Origin of the sequence: Neoroseomonas oryzicola, assembly GCF_012163135.1 — a bacterium.
Classification (GTDB): Bacteria; Pseudomonadota; Alphaproteobacteria; order Acetobacterales; family Acetobacteraceae; genus Neoroseomonas; species Neoroseomonas oryzicola.
In genome coordinates this window covers 1-17,058 of the sequence record NZ_JAAVUP010000015.1, presented here as the reverse complement: position 1 = coordinate 17,058, position 17,058 = coordinate 1, and the positions used below count along the sequence as shown (strand labels likewise).

General features: G+C 70.7%; 16 protein-coding genes. 12 read left to right on the top strand and 4 right to left on the bottom strand.

Translation table 11 applies throughout. From position 1 onward, the window contains the following. Window positions 1-11: 11 nt before the first annotated feature. The gene (locus tag GWK15_RS23250) at window positions 12-1,202 is read left to right on the top strand and encodes a M20 aminoacylase family protein (protein WP_245211856.1); all 1,191 of its coding nucleotides are present in this window, start codon (window positions 12-14) and stop codon (window positions 1,200-1,202) included. Between the two features lie 36 nt (window positions 1,203-1,238). On the opposite strand, the gene GWK15_RS23245 is transcribed toward GWK15_RS23250, so the two are convergent. Beyond that, window positions 1,239-2,813, bottom strand: coding sequence for an ABC transporter substrate-binding protein (locus tag GWK15_RS23245; protein ID WP_168043797.1), 1,575 nt, complete (start codon window positions 2,811-2,813; stop codon window positions 1,239-1,241). A gap of 70 nt (window positions 2,814-2,883) precedes the next feature. Continuing rightward, a complete protein-coding gene (locus GWK15_RS23240; protein WP_168043796.1) occupies window positions 2,884-3,210 on the bottom strand; it encodes a DUF1330 domain-containing protein in 327 nt (108 codons plus the stop codon). Between the two features lie 157 nt (window positions 3,211-3,367). On the opposite strand from GWK15_RS23240, the gene GWK15_RS23235 reads away from it, so the two are divergent. Next, entirely contained in the window at window positions 3,368-4,063 is a 696-nt protein-coding gene (locus tag GWK15_RS23235; protein ID WP_168043795.1) for a winged helix-turn-helix transcriptional regulator, read from the top strand. Here GWK15_RS23235 and GWK15_RS23230 read toward each other — a convergent pair. After that, window positions 4,060-4,743 carry a GntR family transcriptional regulator gene (locus GWK15_RS23230; RefSeq protein WP_168043794.1) on the bottom strand — a complete coding sequence of 228 codons (684 nt, stop codon included), beginning with the start codon at window positions 4,741-4,743 and terminating at the stop codon, window positions 4,060-4,062. The two genes, GWK15_RS23235 and GWK15_RS23230, sit on opposite strands and share 4 nt — an antisense overlap. Window positions 4,744-4,822: 79 nt before the next feature. Here GWK15_RS23230 and tcuA point away from each other — a divergent pair, with 79 nt between their 5' ends. The 3 genes from tcuA to GWK15_RS23215 all read left to right on the top strand — a co-directional run bounded on the left by tcuA (window position 4,823) and on the right by GWK15_RS23215 (window position 8,163). Continuing rightward, on the top strand, window positions 4,823-6,220 hold the full coding sequence (gene tcuA / locus GWK15_RS23225; RefSeq protein WP_209442383.1) for an FAD-dependent tricarballylate dehydrogenase TcuA: 1,398 nt from the start codon (window positions 4,823-4,825) through the stop codon (window positions 6,218-6,220). 136 nt (window positions 6,221-6,356) lie between these two features. After that, window positions 6,357-7,475 carry a tricarballylate utilization 4Fe-4S protein TcuB gene (gene tcuB, locus GWK15_RS23220; RefSeq protein ID WP_168043793.1) on the top strand — a complete coding sequence of 373 codons (1,119 nt, stop codon included), beginning with the start codon at window positions 6,357-6,359 and terminating at the stop codon, window positions 7,473-7,475. Between the two features lie 73 nt (window positions 7,476-7,548). Next, window positions 7,549-8,163 carry a M35 family metallopeptidase gene (locus GWK15_RS23215; RefSeq protein WP_168043792.1) on the top strand — a complete coding sequence of 205 codons (615 nt, stop codon included), beginning with the start codon at window positions 7,549-7,551 and terminating at the stop codon, window positions 8,161-8,163. Window positions 8,164-8,235: 72 nt separating this feature from the next. On the opposite strand, the gene GWK15_RS23210 is transcribed toward GWK15_RS23215, so the two are convergent. After that, the gene (locus tag GWK15_RS23210) at window positions 8,236-9,150 is read right to left on the bottom strand and encodes a MurR/RpiR family transcriptional regulator (protein ID WP_168043791.1); all 915 of its coding nucleotides are present in this window, start codon (window positions 9,148-9,150) and stop codon (window positions 8,236-8,238) included. Window positions 9,151-9,255: 105 nt separating this feature from the next. Here GWK15_RS23210 and GWK15_RS23205 point away from each other — a divergent pair, with 105 nt between their 5' ends. The 7 genes from GWK15_RS23205 (at window position 9,256) to GWK15_RS23175 (ending at window position 16,945) form a co-directional block, all read left to right on the top strand. After that, window positions 9,256-10,608 (top strand): aspartate aminotransferase family protein, encoded by a 1,353-nt coding sequence (locus GWK15_RS23205; RefSeq protein WP_168043790.1) that lies wholly within the window; start codon window positions 9,256-9,258, stop codon window positions 10,606-10,608. A 2-nt stretch (window positions 10,609-10,610) separates the two neighbouring features. After that, window positions 10,611-11,627, top strand: coding sequence for an amino acid ABC transporter substrate-binding protein (locus GWK15_RS23200; RefSeq protein WP_168043789.1), 1,017 nt, complete (start codon window positions 10,611-10,613; stop codon window positions 11,625-11,627). Window positions 11,628-11,713: 86 nt separating this feature from the next. After that, window positions 11,714-12,886, top strand: coding sequence for a thiolase domain-containing protein (locus GWK15_RS23195; RefSeq protein WP_168043788.1), 1,173 nt, complete (start codon window positions 11,714-11,716; stop codon window positions 12,884-12,886). Window positions 12,887-12,891: 5 nt separating this feature from the next. Then, a complete protein-coding gene (locus GWK15_RS23190; protein ID WP_168043787.1) occupies window positions 12,892-13,290 on the top strand; it encodes a Zn-ribbon domain-containing OB-fold protein in 399 nt (132 codons plus the stop codon). 345 nt (window positions 13,291-13,635) lie between these two features. Next, entirely contained in the window at window positions 13,636-14,427 is a 792-nt protein-coding gene (gene zupT / locus GWK15_RS23185) for a zinc transporter ZupT (RefSeq protein WP_168043786.1), read from the top strand. 278 nt (window positions 14,428-14,705) lie between these two features. Next, complete coding sequence (locus GWK15_RS23180; protein ID WP_168043785.1) at window positions 14,706-16,316, top strand: ABC transporter substrate-binding protein; 1,611 nt, start codon at window positions 14,706-14,708, stop codon at window positions 16,314-16,316. A gap of 125 nt (window positions 16,317-16,441) precedes the next feature. Next, complete coding sequence (locus GWK15_RS23175; protein ID WP_245211855.1) at window positions 16,442-16,945, top strand: CHAP domain-containing protein; 504 nt, start codon at window positions 16,442-16,444, stop codon at window positions 16,943-16,945. The last annotated feature ends 113 nt before the right edge of the window (window positions 16,946-17,058 follow it).

The following is a 17,058-nucleotide window of genomic DNA, read 5'->3' as shown; positions in this document are numbered from 1 at the left end:
CGGAGGCCACCTTGGACCCGACCGACACCCGCGCCCGCATCGAACGCCACCTGCCCGACCTCGTGGCGATCCGCCGCGACATCCATGCCCATCCCGAACTGGGCATGGAGGAGGAACGCACCGCCGCGCTGGTGGCGCGCGAACTCCGCGCCCTCGGCATCGAGACGACGGAAGGCGTGGGCCGGTTCGGCGTGGTCGGCACGCTGCGCGGCAAGCGGCCGGGGCAGGGGGCGATCGGCCTTCGTGCGGACATGGACGCGCTGGCCCTGACCGAGACGACGGGCCTGCCCTATGCCTCGGCCAATGTGGGGCGGATGCATGCCTGCGGGCATGACGGGCACACCACGATGCTGCTCGGCGCCGCGCGCGTGCTGGCGGAGAACCCGGACTTCGCCGGCACCGTCCACTTCATCTTCCAGCCCGCCGAGGAAGGCCGCGGCGGTGCGAAGGCGATGCTCGCCGACGGGCTGTTCGAGCGCTTTCCCTGCGACGCGGTCTACGGGCTGCACAACATGCCGGGCATGCCGCTCGGCCATTTCGCGATGCGCAAGGGCGCCTTCATGGCGGCCTCCGGCCGGTGGGAGGTGACCTTCCGCGGCGCCGGCGGGCATGGCGGCAATTCGCCGCACATGTCGAACGACCTCGCGGTGGTGCAGGCCTTCTTCATCCAGTCGCTGCAGACCATCGTCAGCCGCAACGCGCCGCCGCTCGAAAGCATCGTCGTCAGCGTCGGGCACATCAACGCGGGCCAGCGCGCCGCGCTCAACGTCCTGCCCTCGGAACTGCTGATCGGCGGCACCATGCGCGCCTTCAACAAGCCGATGCAGGAGCTGCTGGAACGCCGCATCCGCGAGCTCGCGGACATCGCCGCCGCGACGCAGGGCGCGACGGCGGAAACGTCGCTGTCCTGGGGCACGGTCCCGCTGGTCAACCACGGCCGCGAGACCGATGTCATGGCCGAGGCGGCGCGCTTCACCGGCGACGAGGCAAGCCTCGACCTCGACGCCGTGCCGGTCACGGGCGGGGAGGATTTCTCGTTCATGCTCGACGCCAAGCCGGGCGCGATGGTCTTCCTCGGCAACGGCACGGCGCCGGATGGCAGCGTCCATGCGCTGCACACGCCGCGCTACGACTTCAACGACGCGGCGATGCCGCATGGCATCGCCTTCTGGGTCGGGATCGTCGGGCAGGAACTGGGCTGAGGGAATCTTCGGATCGGACGGCGCCGGCCCGCTCCCTCAGCGTCCCGCCGGGCGCGCCTGGATCGCGACCATCTGTTCATCCATCCGCGGCGTGTAGGTCACGCCGCGCTTCGCCGCGACGATCACCACCTGGTTGTAGAGCGGGATGAAGGGCACCTCCTCGGCGGCCGCCGCGGCGACGCGGCGCAGTTCCGCTTCCCGCCCCTCATCGGCGCGGCCGATCACCGCGTCGATCATCGCATCCAGCCGCGCATCGCTGAACCCGCCGCGGTTGCCCTGCCCGAAGGCCTGTTCCGGCACCCGCGTATGGACCGCGGTCGACAGGATGTAGGAGGCATCGCGGGAGGAGGAGAGCGACAGCCCGTACAGCATCAGCGGCAGGTCGTTGCGATGCGCCAGCGTGCGCGGGGAGAAGACGTTCCAGGGCTGCGTCTCGACCCGCACCTGGAAGCCGGCGCGGGTCAGCATCTGCCCCGCCGCCTGGCAGACGCGGGCATCGTTGACGAAGCGGTTGTTCGGGCAGCCCAGAGTCAGGCCGAAGCCGTTGGGATACCCCGCTTCCGCCAGCAGCGCCCGGGCGCGGGCAGGATCGGCGGCGGGGATGGCGATGCCGGGGTCGAAGCCGCCGAACTGCTCGGGCACCATCTGCACCGTCGGCACCGCCTGGCCGTCCAGGGCGCGGGCGGCGAGCGCCTGGCGGTCGATCGCGAGCGACAGCGCGCGGCGCACCCGCACGTCGCGCAACGGGTTGCGCGCCAGCGGCTGTCCCGCGGTATCGGTCAGCAGCGGGAACTGCTCGAGCCGCAGGTTCGGCAGCAGGTACATGATGCGGTCGGAATTGCGCCGGAACACCGACACGCGCGCATCGCGCTGCAGCCGCTCGACATCGGCGGGCGGCACGCTCTCGATGAGGTCGACATCGCCGCTCAGCAGCGCGGCAAGGCGCGAGGCGTCGTTGCCGATCACGCGGATCTCGACGCGCGCATAGGCCGGCGCCTCGCCCCAATAGGTCGGGTTGCGCGCGATGCTCATCCCTTCCTGGCCGCGCACCTGCTCCACGCGGAAGGGGCCGGTGCCGATCGCCGCGCGCCCGCTGTTGAAGTCCGAGGTCGAGGCACCTTCCGCCACGCGCTTCGACACGACGAAGATGTTGGTCAACTGCCCCGGCAGCACCGGGTTCGGCTGGTCCGTGTGCAGCCGGACGGTGTGCGGGTCGACCACCTCGACACGGGAGATCGTCCGCAGGTTCGAGGTATAGGGCCCCGGATTGTTCGGCACGTTCGGCACGCGCGCGATCGAGAAGGCGACGTCGTCCGCCGTGAAGGGGCTGCCGTCGTGGAAGGTGACGCCGCGGCGCAGGCGCAGTTCCCAGGTCTGGGGGCCGGTCGCTTCCCAGGATTCGACGATGCCGGGCACGAAGCGGCTCTCGGCGTCGCGGTTGATCAGGCTGTCATAGACGTTGCGCGCCGCGGCCATGTTCGGCCCGGCGAAGAGGTAGTGCGGGTCGAGGCCGAAGGGCGCCTCGACCGCCATGGTCAGGGTCTGCGCCCGCGCCAGGGCCGCGTCGAACAGAAGGCAGGCCGCCACGAGGGCGAGGCGAAGACGCGGCATCAGGCATGGCGCTCCGGTGGATGCCGGAAGCCTTCGGCACGCCGGCGGCCCTGTCAACGCGGGCGCCGCGTCATCCCTTGCGGAGGTAGTCGATCGTGCCGGCGAGGTCGGTGTCGTCGATCATGGTGAAGCGGCTGATGCTGCCCGCCTGGCGCGCGGCGCCGTGGGGCGCGTAGTCGGGGTCGGCGGCGAAGGCCGCGACGGCCTCGGCCGAGGGAAACTGCAGCAGCGCGATGAGGGTCGTCTCGGGCGGGCTACCTTCGAGCACCTGCACATTGCCGCTGCGCGCGAGGTAGCGGCCCCCATGCCGGTGGACGATGTCGTGGACGTTTGCCGCATAGGCCGGCACCCAGGCGCCGTCGGTTACCTGGATGTCGGCGATCACGAAGACGGTCATGGTCGGTGCTCCTGGTTGATCCCGGCGGATCTATCGGACACCGGCAGGGGCGGGACCCTCCAGTGCAGGGACTGTACCGGCCGATCCATATTCTGGACTGGCCCCGGCCGCCCCGCCGGGCGCAGGCTGGCCCTCACGAGGACGGGAGGAGCAGTGGATGGGCACGCCCGGCTACAAGCAGTTCTGCCCGGTCGCCATGGCGGCCGAGATCCTGTGCACCCGGTGGACGCTGGTGCTGATGCGCGAACTCGTTGCCGGATCCACGCGCTTCAACGACCTGCGCCGCGGCGTGCCCAAGATGTCGCCCACCCTGCTGTCCCAGCGGCTCAAGGAACTCGAACGCGCGGGCATCATCGAGCGTCGCGAATCCCGTACCGAGCGCGGCATTCACGAATACCGCCTGACCGCCGCGGGCCAGGATTGCCGCCAGGTCGTCGAGGCCCTGGGCTTCTGGGGCCAGAAATGGGTGGAGGCGCGGCTGTCGCTCGAGAACCTCGATCCCTCCCTGCTGATGTGGGACATGCGCCGGAACCTCAATCCGGCGCCCCTGCCGAAGCGGCGGGTGGTCATCGAGTTCCTCTACGGCGGCCTTCCGGCCTCGAAGCGCCTGTGGTGGCTGGTGGTCGAGCCCGATGGCGAGGTGGATCTCTGCTGGTCCCATCCGGGATTCGAGATCGACCTGCACGTGCGGACCGACCTCCGGACCATGACCGCGATCTGGATGGGCGTGACCACCATCGAGAAGGAGCGCGACCGGATCGAGCTCGACGGCGACCGCGACATGGCCCGCAGCATGCAGGCTTGGCTCGGGCTCAGCCCCTTCGCGGCGGAACCGAAGCGGGCGCTGGCCTAGGCATCGCCGCCCGGCACCGCCAAAGGCACGCCGAGCGTCCGCACCATCCAGGCCAGGCGATGCTTCTGCGCGGCGCGGGCATGGGCGCGCGCGGCGGCCTCCGCGGCGTCGCCGTCGCGCGCGACGATCGCCTCGATGATCGCGCGGTGCTCGGCATGGGCCTGCTCGGCCCGGCCGCCGCGCGTCAGCAGCGTCGGCAGCAACGCCATGGTGGCCGCGAGTTGCTCGAGGCTGCGCAGCAGGTAGCGGTTGTGCGCGGCGAGGTAGAGCAGCCCGTGCAGCCGCTGGTTCACCTCGGCCAGCGCGCGGGCGTCGCCATAGGCCGCGGGTTCCTGAGCGACGATCTCGGCCATGGCGGCGATCTCGGTCTCGCTCGCATGCTGGGCGGCGAGGCGCGCGGCGGCACCCTCCAGCACCTCCCGCATCACGTACAGTTCCACGACCTGCTGGTGGTCCGGGCGCGTCACCGTGAGGCCGCGGCGCGATTCATGCGTCAGCAGCCCCTCGGCCTCGAGCCGCGCGATCGCCTGGCGCACCGGCGTGCGGGAGACGCCGAAGCGCGCGGCGAGGTCGGTTTCCGTCAGCCGTTCCCCGGGTGCGAGGCTGCCCTCGCGGATCGCCGCGCGGATGCGCGCATAGGCGCTTTCGCCAAGGTCGCGGGAAGGGTTGGTGCCGTCCATGGGGGGCAGCCTAGCACCCTCTGGACAGCTTTGGATACAACTGTATACATAGCAGCGAACACGAGGAGCAGGACGCGCCATGGCGGACCTGACGCAGACCTTCGACGTGCTGATCGCGGGCGGCGGCAATGCCGCGCTCTGCGCCGCCATCACCGCGCGCCGCGCCGGCGCGACCGTGGTGCTGGCCGAGCACGCGCCGAAGTCGATGCGCGGCGGCAATTCCCGCCACACCCGCAACGTGCGGGCTCTGCACCACGGCCCCACGGGCGTGCTGACGGACTCCTACCTCGAGGAGGAATACTGGGACGATTTGCGCCGCGTCACGGCGGGCAAGACCGACGAACCGCTCGCGCGCATGTGCATCCGCGCCAGCGAGCAGGCGCCGAAATTCCTCGAATCCTGCGGCGTGGTCTTCCAGCCCTCGCTGTCCGGCACGCTGTCCCTGTCGCGGACCAACGCCTTCTTCCTGGGCGGCGGCAAGGCGCTGGTGAATGCGCTCTACCGCACGGCGGAAGCGCTCGGCATCGTGATCCTCTACGACACCGAGGTGCAGCACATCGAGGTGAAGGACGGCTTCGCCACGGAGGCGATCGTCTCCCACCGCGGCTTCCCCGCGACCATCAAGTTCAAGGCCTTCGTCGCCTCGGCGGGCGGCTTCCAGGCCAACCGCGAATGGCTGCGGAAATACTGGGGCGATGCGGCGGACAACTTCCAGATCCGCGGCACGCCCTATGCGCAGGGGCGGATCCTGAAGGACCTGCTCGCGCAGGGCGTGCAGGAGGTCGGCGACCCCACGCAGTTCCACGCCGTCGCCAACGACGCGCGCGCGCCGATGGAGGATGGCGGCCTCGCCATGCGCCTCGACTGCGTGCCCTTCTCCATCGTGGTGAACCGCGACGTCGAGCGCTTCTACGACGAGGGCGAGGATGTCTGGCCGAAGCGCTACGCCATCTGGGGCCGGCTGATCGCCCAGCAGCCCGGCCAGGTCGCCTTCGCGATCAACGATTCCAAGGCGCAGATGAACTACCTGCCGCCGGTCTTCGCGCCCTACAAGGCGGACAGCATCGCCGAGCTCGCCGGCATGATCGGCCTGGACGCGGCGAAGCTCGAGAAGGTGGTCGCCGACTACAACGCCGCCGTGCAGCCCGGCACCTTCAAGGCGCAGTCGCTCGACGACTGCCGCACCGAGGGCCTGGCGCCGCCGAAGTCCCACTGGGCCCGGCGCATCGACACCCCGCCCTACTACTGCCACCCGCTGCGCCCCGGCATCACCTTCACCTTCCTCAGCGTGAAGGTGAACGAGCAGGCCCGCGTGATGATGGCCGACGGCAAGCCGTCGGCGAACATGTTCGCCTCGGGCGAGATCATGTCCGGCAATATCCTCGGTCAGGGCTACCTCGCCGGCTTCGGCATGGCGATCGGCACCGTCTTCGGCCGCATCGCGGGCGAGCAGGCCGCCAAACTGGTGAGGAACTGAGGAGTCATGGCCATGCCCTCAGACGCCGGGCGGGCCGCCTCCGCGGCCCTTGGCTTCGCGGCATCGGCCGCGGGCCGCGTTCGCGGCCTCGGCACGGGCCTGCGGCCCATGCCGCATGTTGCATTGGAGAGCCGTCATGGCCGCTGAGTCGGAGACCGTCGCCGAGGCCCGGCGGCAGATGGAGATCTGCAACGCCTGCCGCTATTGCGAAGGCTATTGCGCCGTCTTCCCCGCCATGACGATGCGCCGGTCCTTCACCGAGGGGGACCTCACGCACCTCGCCAATCTCTGCCATGGCTGCAAGGGCTGCTACCACGCCTGCCAATACGCGCCGCCGCACGCCTTCGGCATCAACATCCCCGCGACCTTCGCGGAGCTGCGCCAGGAATCCTACGCGAAGAACGCCTGGCCGGCGCCGATGGGACGGCTGTTCGAGCGCAGCGGCACCGTCGTCTCGCTGCTCGCCGCCCTCGGCGTCGCGCTGGCGCTGATCCTGGTGGTCGCGCTGCAGGACCCGGCGGTGCTGTGGTCGGCGCAGCGCGGCGTCGGCGCCTTCTTCCGCGTCATCCCGCACTGGCTGATGATCACGCTCGGCGTCGTCACCTTCGGCTACGCGATCCTCGCCATGGCGATGGGCGCGCGGAACTACTGCCGCTCCACCGGCAGTCCGCAGGGCGGCTTCGACCCCGGCCCGGCGACCGAGGCGGCGGTCGACATCGTCACCATGCGCAACCTCGGCGGCGGCGGGCATGGCTGCAACGACCTCGACGAGGGCTTCTCGACGCGCCGGCGCTGGCTGCACCAGGCGCTGTTCGGCGGCTTCATGCTCTGCTTCGCCGCGACCTGCACGGGCACGCTGTACCACTACATCCTGGGGTGGAAGTCACCGCACGCCTTCCTCTCCCTGCCGGTGCAACTCGGCTTCTGGGGCGGGGTGCTGATGATGATCGGCGCGGCGGGCCTCGCGCATGTGAAGGTGATCACCGATCCCGGGCCGGTGGCGAAGAAGCTCGCGGGGGGCGAGTTCGCCATCCTCGCGCTGCTCTTCCTGATCGCGGCGACCGGGCTGCTGCTGCTCGCGGTGCGGCACACCGGGGCGATGGGGGCGATGCTCGCCATCCATCTCGGCCTGGTCTTCGCCTTCTTCCTGGTGATGCCCTATTCGAAGATGGTCCACGGCCTCTATCGCGGCATCGCCCTGCTGCGGCATGCGCGGGAGAAGCGCACCGCCCCGGCCCCCGCCGCGGCCGCCTGAACCGTTTCAGCGCCGGGTCGGCCCCGGTGCGTCATGGTCTGCCTGCCACCCCCCGAGAGGAAGGCAGACCGAGATGCGCAAGACCCTCGCCGCCGTCGCCGCCCTGGCCGCGCTGACCCTCGCGCCGCTGCCGCTCTCGGCGCAGGGCGTGAAGGGCGGGGACCGCCAGGTCGCGACCCGCGACGGCACCTGCACCGACCAGCAGCGCGTCACCATCCGCCGGGCCTTCGTCGACGCCCGGCAGATGACCAACGCCTCGATCGCCGCCCTGGCCCTGGATGCCGAGGCGACCCGGCCGCACCTCGCGCGCTTCTTCGGTGCGAACCCGGCCGGCGCCGTCGCCAAGAACTTCCGCGCCATCTCGGCCGGCCTCGATGAGCGCGAACCGCGCCTCGCCTACGAATGCAACCGGGCGGAATCCTGCCGCGGCAACACCTTCGCCTATGTCCGCTGGGGCGGTGGGGCGCGCGAGACGATGGGCTTCTGCCAGGCCTTCTTCCGCGCCGACCGCACCGGCCAGGACAGCCAGGGCGGCATCGTGGTGCATGAGATGAGCCACCTCGCCCTCGGCACCCGCGACCACGCCTACCAGCCGCGCGGCGTCCAGGCGCTCGCCAAGGACGACCCGCGCGCCGCGCAGATGAACGCCGACAGCTACGAATACTTCGCCGAATTCCTGCCGCGCTGACAGTGCCCCCCAGCAGGCAGTGAATCCCCGCCGGGATGCCGGGCAATCCTGCCCCGGCCCCGGCGGGTCTTTTTATCCGCGACGCCGGGACGGCCCGGCCTCGACATACTCCCCCGACGCGACGATCCGGCGCTCATTGGCCCGGATGCGGCGCTGTGCCGAAGGACCCAGCCGCGCGACCGTCAGCGCGACCAGCAGGTTGGCGAGGGCAACCGCCCCGAGCGCCGATTCCGGAAAGGCGCGGGACGCGGTGGGCGCGGCGAACAGCAGCCGGCCCGCGAACTGTCCGATCGGGGCGGTGCGCGAATCCGTCACCGCGATGACGCGAAGCCCTTCCGCGGCGGCCCGCTGCGCGAGCCCGAAGGTCAGGCGGCTGTAGGGCGCGAAGGTTACGGCCACCAGCACGTCGTCGCGCACGGCGTCCTCCAGCGCGGCCTCGGGCGCGCCGGCGACGTCGTCCAGCAGTTGCACGTCCGCCCGCGCCTTCCGCAGCGCATAGGCCAGCACGAAGGCCGCCGGCCAGGCGGTCCGCCGCGCCAGCACGAAGACGCGCCGCGCACCGGCGAGCACTCCGGCCGCCTCCTCGAGCGCCCCGGCGTCGAGCCCCGCGGCGGCGCTCTCCAGGATGCCGTGCTCGGCGGCGAAGAACTCGCCGGCGAAGGCGGACGCGTCGCTGCCCCGCGCCATGGCCTCGGCGATGCCGCGGGCGGCTTCGGTGTTGCGAGTCGCCGCGGCGCCGAACACGCGTCCCTGGCGCACGCCGTCCACGTAGCGCCGCCGCAGCGCGGCATAGCCGGGCAGGCCGAGCCGCTGGGCGAGCCGCACCAGCGTCACCGGCGGCACCCCGGCCCGCCGTGCCAGCTCGCGCATCGAGAACACCGCCACGTCCTGAGGCTGCGCGAGGATGTGCCTGGCCGCGCCCGCCATCTGCGTCCCGAGCTCGGGCAGGAGGGCGGTCAGCGCGGCGGCCGTGTCGTCGGTGTCCATGGGCGGATCATCGCAGGGGCGGGCGATTGAAACAAATGATCCGATTGCGCCGGGAATGGATCATATGGTTCCATCGGCGCCGCAACAGCCCCCCGAGGCCGCCCGATGAACGAATCCTCGCCCCTCCGCGCGAACGAAGCCGGGCTCGAACCGCCCGTCTCGCGCTCCACCGCCGCCTTCCTGCGGGAACAGGCGGTGGTCCCCGGCGGATCGATGCGCCATGCCTCCTGGTTCCCGCCGCATCCGCCCTATGCCGCGCGGGGCGAGGGCTGCTGGATCGTCGACATCGACGGCCGTCGCATCCTCGACTGCGCCAACAACTTCTTCTCCCTGGTGCACGGCCACGCCTTCCCCCCGATCGTCGAGGCGCTGACCGCGGCGATCGGCCGCGGCACCGCCTTCGGCCTGCCGACGGAAGGCGAGATCGCGCTCGCCGAGGCGCTCGCCGCGCGCAACCCGAACCTGGCGCAGACGCGCTTCTGCAATTCGGGCACCGAGGCGCTGCTCGGCGCCGTGAAGGGCGCGCGCGGCGCCACCGGCCGCCACCGCATCGCGAAGTTCGAGGGCTGCTACCACGGCTCCTACGACCACATGGAAGTCAGCCTCGAGAGCACGCCGGAGAACTGGGACGACGCCGAGGGCAATCCCGCCTCGGTGCCCTATGCCAAGGGCACGCCGCCCGCGGTGCTCGCCGACACGGTGGTGCTGCCCTATGCCGACGCGGATCGCTGCGCGGCGATCCTGCGCAAGCACGGGCCGACGCTCGCGGCGATCGTGCTCGACCCGCATGCCTCCAAGGCGGGCATGGTGGCGATGCCGGCCGAGGTCGTCGCCGTCGTGCAGGACGCCTGCGCGCGCGACGGCATCCTGCTGATCGTCGACGAGGTGGTGAATTTCCGCCTCGGCTTCGGGGGCATCTCGCCGGCCTTCGGGCTGCGGCCAGACTTCGTGACCCTGGGCAAGATCATCGGCGGCGGGCTGCCGGTCGGCGCGGTCTCGGGCCCGGCCTCGGCTATGGCGGTCTTCGACCACGCGAAGGGCAAGCCGAAGGTCGCGCTCGGCGGCACCTTCAGCGCCAATCCGCTGACCATGGCGGCGGGCCTCGCCTCGCTCACGCATTACGATGCCGCTGCCGTGGCGCGGCTCAACGCGCTCGGCGACGCGCTGCGCGCCAAGGTCAATGCGGGCTTCGCCGCGGCGGGCGTGGCGGCGCGGCTCGGCGGGATGGGATCGCTGTTCCGCCTGCATCTCGGCGCCCGCCAGGTGGTGGACTACCGCAGCGCGCGGCCCCTGCCGGCGGAGGCCGCCGCGCTGCCGCGCATCCATGCCGCGATGCTCGCGGCGGGCGTGCTGCTGACGCCGAACTGCTCGGGCGCGCTGTCCACCCCGATGACCGAGGCGGAGATCGCGCTGATCGCCGACCGGTTCGTGCAATCCACCCTGGCGACGGAAGCCTGACGATGCTGCGTTCCCTGATTGGCGCCGCGGCGCTGCTCTTCGTGGCCTCGGCTGCGCAGGCCGGGCCGGTGCTCGACCGCGTGCGGCAGAACAACACGGTGCGCTGCGGGGTCGGCGGCTCGCTGGCCGGCTTCTCCCTGCCGGATTCCCGCGGGCAATGGCATGGCCTCGACGTCGACTATTGTCGTGCCGTGGCGACGGCCGTGCTCGGCGATCCCACGCGCGTCACCTTCGTGCCGGTGACGCTGCAGACCCGCTTCACGGCGCTATCCTCCGGCGAGATCGACATCCTTTCGCGCGACACGGTCATCACCTATTCGCGCGACGTGAACCTCGGCATCACCTTCGTCGGCGTGAACTTCTACACCGGCACGGGGGTGATGGTGCGCCGCGCCTCCGGCGTCACGCGCATGGACCAGCTCGACGGTGCGACGATCTGCGCGAGCCAGGGCGGATCGAACCTGCCCGAGGTCGCCGACTTCCTCCGCGCCCGCAACCGCCCCTTCACGCCGCTGACCTTCGACCGCTTCGCCATCGTGCTGGAGGCCTTCCTGGCCGGGCGTTGCGACGCGGTCACCGCGGGCGCCGCCGACCTCGCCGGCGCCGTTTCGGTGCAGGTGACGAACCCGCGGGACTACATGGTGCTGCCCGAGGTGCTGAGCCGCGATCCCTACGGCCCGGCCGTCGCGCGCGGCGATGCGGAGTGGTTCTCCATCGCCCGCTGGACGCTGTTCGCGCTGATTGAGGCCGAGGAACGCGGCGTGACCCGCGCCAATGCGCGCGAGATGGCACGCACCGCCACCGACCCCGCGCTGAAGCGCCTGCTCGGCACCGAGGACAATCTCGGCGGCATGCTCGGCCTGCCGCGCGACTGGGTCGTGAAGGTGGTCGAGGCGGTGGGCAACTACGGCGAGGTCTACGACCGCAATTTCGGTCCGGACACGCCGATCAACCTGCCCCGCGGGCAGAACAATGTCGTCTCCCGCGGCGGGCTGCATTACGGCATGCCCTTCCGCTGACGGGCGGGCGCGGGCCCCCTCGACAGCGGGGGCCTGCGCTGCTTCCCTGCGCGCCGTACGAACCACCAGGAGGAACCGCCCCCGCCATGAGCATCAACGGCGCAGCCTACATCGTCGGGGCCTTCGAGCACCCGACGCGCAAGGCCGAGGGCCAGTCGGTCGCACAGCTGCATGCGGAGGTCGCCTTCGGCGCGCTCCAGGATGCGGGCCTGTCGAAGGACGACGTGGACGGCTTCTTCTGCACCGGCGCCGCGCCGGGGCTCGGGCCGCTCAACCAGGCCGACTATATGGGCCTCACGAAGCTCCGCCACGTGGACAGCACCGACATGGGCGGCTGCTCCTACGTCATGCATGTCGGCCACGCCGCGCAGGCGATCAAGGAAGGCCGCTGCAACATCGCCCTGATCACCCTCGCCGGCCGTCCGCGCGCCGAGGGCATGGCGACCGGCACCGTGCCGCGCTCCTGGGCGCCGAACATCCCGGACGATCCCTTCGAGATCCCGATGGCGCGCACCGTCGTGACCTCCTACGCCAATGTCGCGTCGCGCCACATGTACGAATACGGCACGACCTCGGAGCAGCTCGCCTGGATCAAGGTCGCGGCCTCCCAGCATGCGCAGCACAACCCGCACGCCATGCTGCCCAAGGTCGTGACGGTCGAGGACGTGGTGAATTCGCCCATGGTGGCGGACCCGCTGCACCGGCTCGACTGCTGCGTGATCTCGGATGGCGGCGGCGCGCTGATCGTCGCACGGCCGGAGATCGCGAAGTCGCTCAAGCGTCCGCTGGTCAAGGTGCTCGGCTGCGCCGAGGCCACCAAGAACCAGGCCGGCGGCCAGCTCGACCTGACCTATTCGGCGGCGCGCCAGTCGGGTGCGGCGGCCTTCGCCGAAGCCAAGGTGAAGCCGACCGACATCCAGTACGCTTCGATCTACGACAGCTTCACCATCACGGTGCTGATGCAGATCGAGGATCTGGGCTTTGCCGAGAAGGGCAAGGGCGGCGCCTTCGTCGCCGACGGCAACCTCATCAGCGGCGTCGGCAAGCTGCCCTTCAACACCGATGGCGGCGGGCTGTGCAACAACCACCCGGCGAATCGCGGCGGCATGACCAAGGTCATCGAGGCGGTGCGCCAGCTGCGCGGCGAAGCGCATGCGAAGGTCCAGGTGCCGGGCTGCAAGCTGGCGCTGGCCAACGGCATCGGCGGGCTGCTCGGCCATCGGCACGGCTCCGCCACGCTCATCATGGAACGGGAGTGATCACCATGGCGACCCAAGCCGCCAACCGCGCCATCCCCGCCCCCAAGGAAGACCCGACCACCAAGCCCTTCTGGGACGCCGCCCGCGCAGGCAAGTTCCTGATCGGCAAGTGCAAGGATACCGGCAAGCACTTCTGGTATCCGCGCGGCTGCTCGCCCTTCACGCTGTCCAACAACGTGGAGCTGGTCGAAGCGAAGGGGACCGGGACCATCTATTCCTTCACGGTGATGCGCTCGAAGGAGCCGCATGCACCGGCCTATGTCGAACTCGACGAAGGCCCGCGCATGTTCACCAACATCGTCGACTGCGACCTCGATACGCTGAAGATCGGGATGAAGGTGAAGGTCGTGCTGAAGGCGACCGAGGACGGCGGCGCGCCCGTGCCGATGTTCACGCCCGTCTGAGTGACGGCGGGGGGGGAAGGGAACTTCTTCCCCCCGCGACCCCCTCAACCTTCCTTGTCATTGCGGCCGAACGACGCGGGCGACGCCGGGTGACAAGGGACGGCACGGGTGCATGGGGGGCGCAGTGGGTCAGACGCGTTTCCTGCGCGTCTGAGCCGTCCGCACCTGGATCGAGGTTCCGGTCCGGGACACGCCGGGGACGATCCCGGCTCGCATCGGGCGTGGCATTCGACACGGGCCAGCCAGGCAGTCCAATCCCGGGCAGAGCAGCGACTGCCACCGTCAGGCGGCCGGCCGATACATTACCGGATTGTCATCTTGTGCTGCGGTCCCTAGATCGCGCGCATGTCGATGCTGTCCTCCCCTGTGCTGCTCGCTTTCGGCGTCACCCTCGCCGCCGGGCTCGCGACCGTGATCGGGGCGGTCTTCGTCGCCCGGGCCGAACGCGCGAACCCGCGGCTGCTACCGCTCGCCCTCGCCTTTGCCGGCGGCGCGATGGTCTACGTGTCGCTCGTCGAGATCCTGCCCAAGGGGGTTGGCGCGACAAGCGAGGCGATGGGGGACAGCCTCGGCTATGCCGTCGGGACGCTCGCCTTCTTCGGCGGCGTCGGCCTGCTCCTGCTGCTCGACCGGCTCGTTCCGAACCCGCATCCCGATACCCACCCGCACAGCGACGCCGAGCGGCAGCATCTGGCCCGGCTGTCGCTGCTGACCGCTGCCGCGATCACGGCGCATAACCTCCCCGAGGGCCTGGCGACCTTCTTCGCGACGCTGGAGAGCCCGACGCTGGGCGCACCGCTCGCCATCGCTATTGCCCTCCACAACATTCCCGAGGGCGTGTCCATCGCGGTGCCCGTCTTCTACGCGACCGGAAGCCGGGCGAAGGCGGTGCTGGCGGCGCTGCTGTCCGGACTAGCGGAACCGCTCGGTGCCGCTGTCGGCTTCCTCATCCTTGGTCCGTTCCTGTCACCGCTCACGCTTGGCATCACCTTTGCCGTCATCGCCGGCGCGATGGTGTTCCTCGCCCTCGACGAATTGCTGCCGTCCGCGCAGCGCCACGCAAAGGGCCACGACACCGCCTACGCGATGGTCGCAGGCATGGCGATGCTGGCCACAAGCCTCGTCCTCTTCCGATGACGCGGGACGAACGGCAGGGCCTGTGGGCGGCATCGCGCATGTTGCGCGCGGTCAGGCCCGCCCCGCCGGTTCCGCGACCCGGACGGGACCAGCCAGGCCCTGAATCCCCGGCAGACGTGTGCGGGGAGCATTCGGCATGGATGTCGGCCTTTCGCGGGGATGGCGCTCGCCTCCTGCGTCGCCATGCGGCTGAAAGCGGCAGGGTTCCGTCGCCAGGTCGGTTGCATCGGCACGCCGATTGCTAACCCGCCCCCCGGTCCAGACAGGGGGCTTCACCAATGACCTTCACCCGACGCGCCTTGATGGGTGCGGCTGCCACCGGCGTGGCCGGCCTGCCCTCGCCGCAGGCCTTCGCCCAGCAGGAACGAGTCCTGCGCTACGGCATCTCCATGGCCGACATCCCGCAGACCACCGGCCAGCCGGATCGCGGGGCGGGCGCCTACCAGTTCACCGGCTACACGCTTTACGACCCGCTCGTCGCCTGGGAGATGGACGTCGCCGACCGCCCCGGGAAGCTCGTTCCGGGCCTCGCGACCTCCTGGGAGGCCGACCCGGCCGATCGCCGCAAATGGGTCTTCCGCCTGCGCCAGGGCGTGAAGTTCCACGACGGCAGCGATTTCGACGCCGATGCGGTGATCTGGAACTTCGAGAAGGTGCTCAACGCCCAGGCACCGCATTTCGACCAGCGCCAGGCCGCCCAGGTCCGTCCGCGCCTGCCTTCCGTCGCGTCCTACCGGAAGATCGACGCGATGACCGTCGAGGTGACCACCCGCGCGGTGGACAGCTTCTTCCCCTACCAGATGCTGTGGTTCCTGATCTCCTCGCCGGCGCAGTACGCGCGGCTCGGCAATTCCTGGGACCGCTTCGCCTCGGAACCCTCGGGCACCGGCCCCTTCCGCCTCGCCCGGCTCACGCCGCGGCAGAGCGCGGAGCTGGTGAAGAACACGGGCTACTGGGACCCGAGGCGCGTGCCGAAGGTCGACCGGCTGATCCTGGTGGTCGCGCCGGAGGCCACGACGCGATCGAACGCCCTGATCTCGGGCCAGGTCGACATCATCGAGACGCCGGCGCCCGACATCGTGCCGCGCCTGCGCCAATCCGGCGCGCGGATCGTCGAGAACGTGACGCCGCATGTGTGGAACTACCACCTGAGCCTGCTCGAGGGCTCGCCCTGGCGCGACATCCGGCTGCGCAAGGCGGCGAACCTCGCCATCAACCGCGACGAGGTGGTGGCCCTGCTCAACGGCCTCGCCAAGCCCGCGGTCGGCGTGGTCGATCCCTCCTCGCCCTGGTTCGGCCAGCCCGAATTCCGCATCCGCACCGACATGGACGAGGCGCGAAGGCTGGTGCGCGAGGCCGGCTTCAGCCCGCAGAACCCGCTGCGCACGCGTTTCCTCGTCCCGTCGGGCGGCTCGGGGCAGATGCTCTCCATGCCGATGAACGAGTACATCCAGTCCGCCTGGCGGGAGGTCGGCATCCAGGTCGAGTTCCAGGTAGTGGAGCTGGAGGTCTCCTACACCTGCTGGCGCCAGGGCGCGGCGGGCGAGATCGCGCGCGCCGGCAACATCACCGCGAACAACGTCGCCTATGTGACGTCGGATCCGCTCTACGCCTTCATCCGCTTCTTCCATTCCAACCAGATCGCGCCGACCGGCGTGAACTGGTCCCACTACCGGGATGCGGAGATGGACCGGCTGATCGACGCCGCGACGCAGTCCTTCGACACCGCCGAGCAGGACGCGCTGATGCGCAAGGTGCATGAAAAGGCGGTGAACGAGGCGCTGCTCGTCTTCGTCGTCCACGACACCAATGCCCGCGCCCTGGGCCGCAACGTGCGCGGCTACACCCAGGCGCAGCACTGGTTCCAGGACCTGACGACGCTGTCCTGACCCTGTGGCCCGGGCCCCACGCTTCGGGGCCCGGCCATCCCCTGGCCATGGAAAGGCTCCACTTCCGCCCCGAGTCGCGCTAGACTGAATCCAGGGGAATCAGGGGGTTCGGGATCATGCTTCGCATGATCGCGATGCTGGCCGTGGTGCTGTCGCTCGCGGCCTGCGGGAGTTCGCGCACGACGGCGCCGCGCACCGGCGTGCCCGGCTATGCCGGGGGCGATACCTCCTGCGTGCCCTATGCCCGCGCCCGCTCGGGCATCGACCTGCAGGGGGATGCCTGGCAGTGGTGGGACGCGGCGGCGAATTCGGGCCGCTATGATCGCTCGCGTTCGCCGCGAGTCGGCTCGGTGCTCGTCTTCATGCGCACCTACCGCAACCGCACGGGGCACCTGTCCGTGGTGACGCGGGTGATCTCCTCGCGGGAGATCCGGGTCGACCATGCCAACTGGGCCTCGGGCCGGAACCGTGGGCAGGTGGCGCGCGACCAGCCGGTCGTCGATGTCTCGCCCAACAACGACTGGTCGCTGGTGCGGGTCTGGTATCCGCCCTCGAACGCGCTCGGCCAGACCAACTTCCCGACCTACGGCTTCATCCATGGCGGCCGGCTGATGGCCGAGGCGCGGTAGGGTCCAGGGACCGTTTGAGAATGCCCGCACCGGGCCCCTCCCCCCCCCCGCCCCCCCCCCAGGCGACAGTCGGGGGGGGGGTGGGGGGGGGGTGCGGGGGGGGGGGGGGCCGG

Bases quoted from the DNA above. Each gene is read 5' to 3' on its own strand.
- GWK15_RS23245 (WP_168043797.1), bottom strand. From the start codon at position 2,813: ATGCCGCGTCTTCGCCTCGCCCTCGTGGCGGCCTGCCTTCTGTTCGAC.
- GWK15_RS23240 (WP_168043796.1), bottom strand. From the start codon at position 3,210: ATGACCGTCTTCGTGATCGCCGACATCCAGGTAACCGACGGCGCCTGG.
- GWK15_RS23235 (WP_168043795.1), top strand. From the start codon at position 3,368: ATGGGCACGCCCGGCTACAAGCAGTTCTGCCCGGTCGCCATGGCGGCC.
- GWK15_RS23230 (WP_168043794.1), bottom strand. From the start codon at position 4,743: ATGGACGGCACCAACCCTTCCCGCGACCTTGGCGAAAGCGCCTATGCG.
- tcuA (WP_209442383.1), top strand. From the start codon at position 4,823: ATGGCGGACCTGACGCAGACCTTCGACGTGCTGATCGCGGGCGGCGGC.
- tcuB (WP_168043793.1), top strand. From the start codon at position 6,357: ATGGCCGCTGAGTCGGAGACCGTCGCCGAGGCCCGGCGGCAGATGGAG.
- GWK15_RS23215 (WP_168043792.1), top strand. From the start codon at position 7,549: ATGCGCAAGACCCTCGCCGCCGTCGCCGCCCTGGCCGCGCTGACCCTC.
- GWK15_RS23210 (WP_168043791.1), bottom strand. From the start codon at position 9,150: ATGGACACCGACGACACGGCCGCCGCGCTGACCGCCCTCCTGCCCGAG.
- GWK15_RS23205 (WP_168043790.1), top strand. From the start codon at position 9,256: ATGAACGAATCCTCGCCCCTCCGCGCGAACGAAGCCGGGCTCGAACCG.
- GWK15_RS23200 (WP_168043789.1), top strand. From the start codon at position 10,611: ATGCTGCGTTCCCTGATTGGCGCCGCGGCGCTGCTCTTCGTGGCCTCG.
- GWK15_RS23195 (WP_168043788.1), top strand. From the start codon at position 11,714: ATGAGCATCAACGGCGCAGCCTACATCGTCGGGGCCTTCGAGCACCCG.
- GWK15_RS23190 (WP_168043787.1), top strand. From the start codon at position 12,892: ATGGCGACCCAAGCCGCCAACCGCGCCATCCCCGCCCCCAAGGAAGAC.
- zupT (WP_168043786.1), top strand. From the start codon at position 13,636: ATGTCGATGCTGTCCTCCCCTGTGCTGCTCGCTTTCGGCGTCACCCTC.
- GWK15_RS23180 (WP_168043785.1), top strand. From the start codon at position 14,706: ATGACCTTCACCCGACGCGCCTTGATGGGTGCGGCTGCCACCGGCGTG.
- GWK15_RS23175 (WP_245211855.1), top strand. From the start codon at position 16,442: ATGATCGCGATGCTGGCCGTGGTGCTGTCGCTCGCGGCCTGCGGGAGT.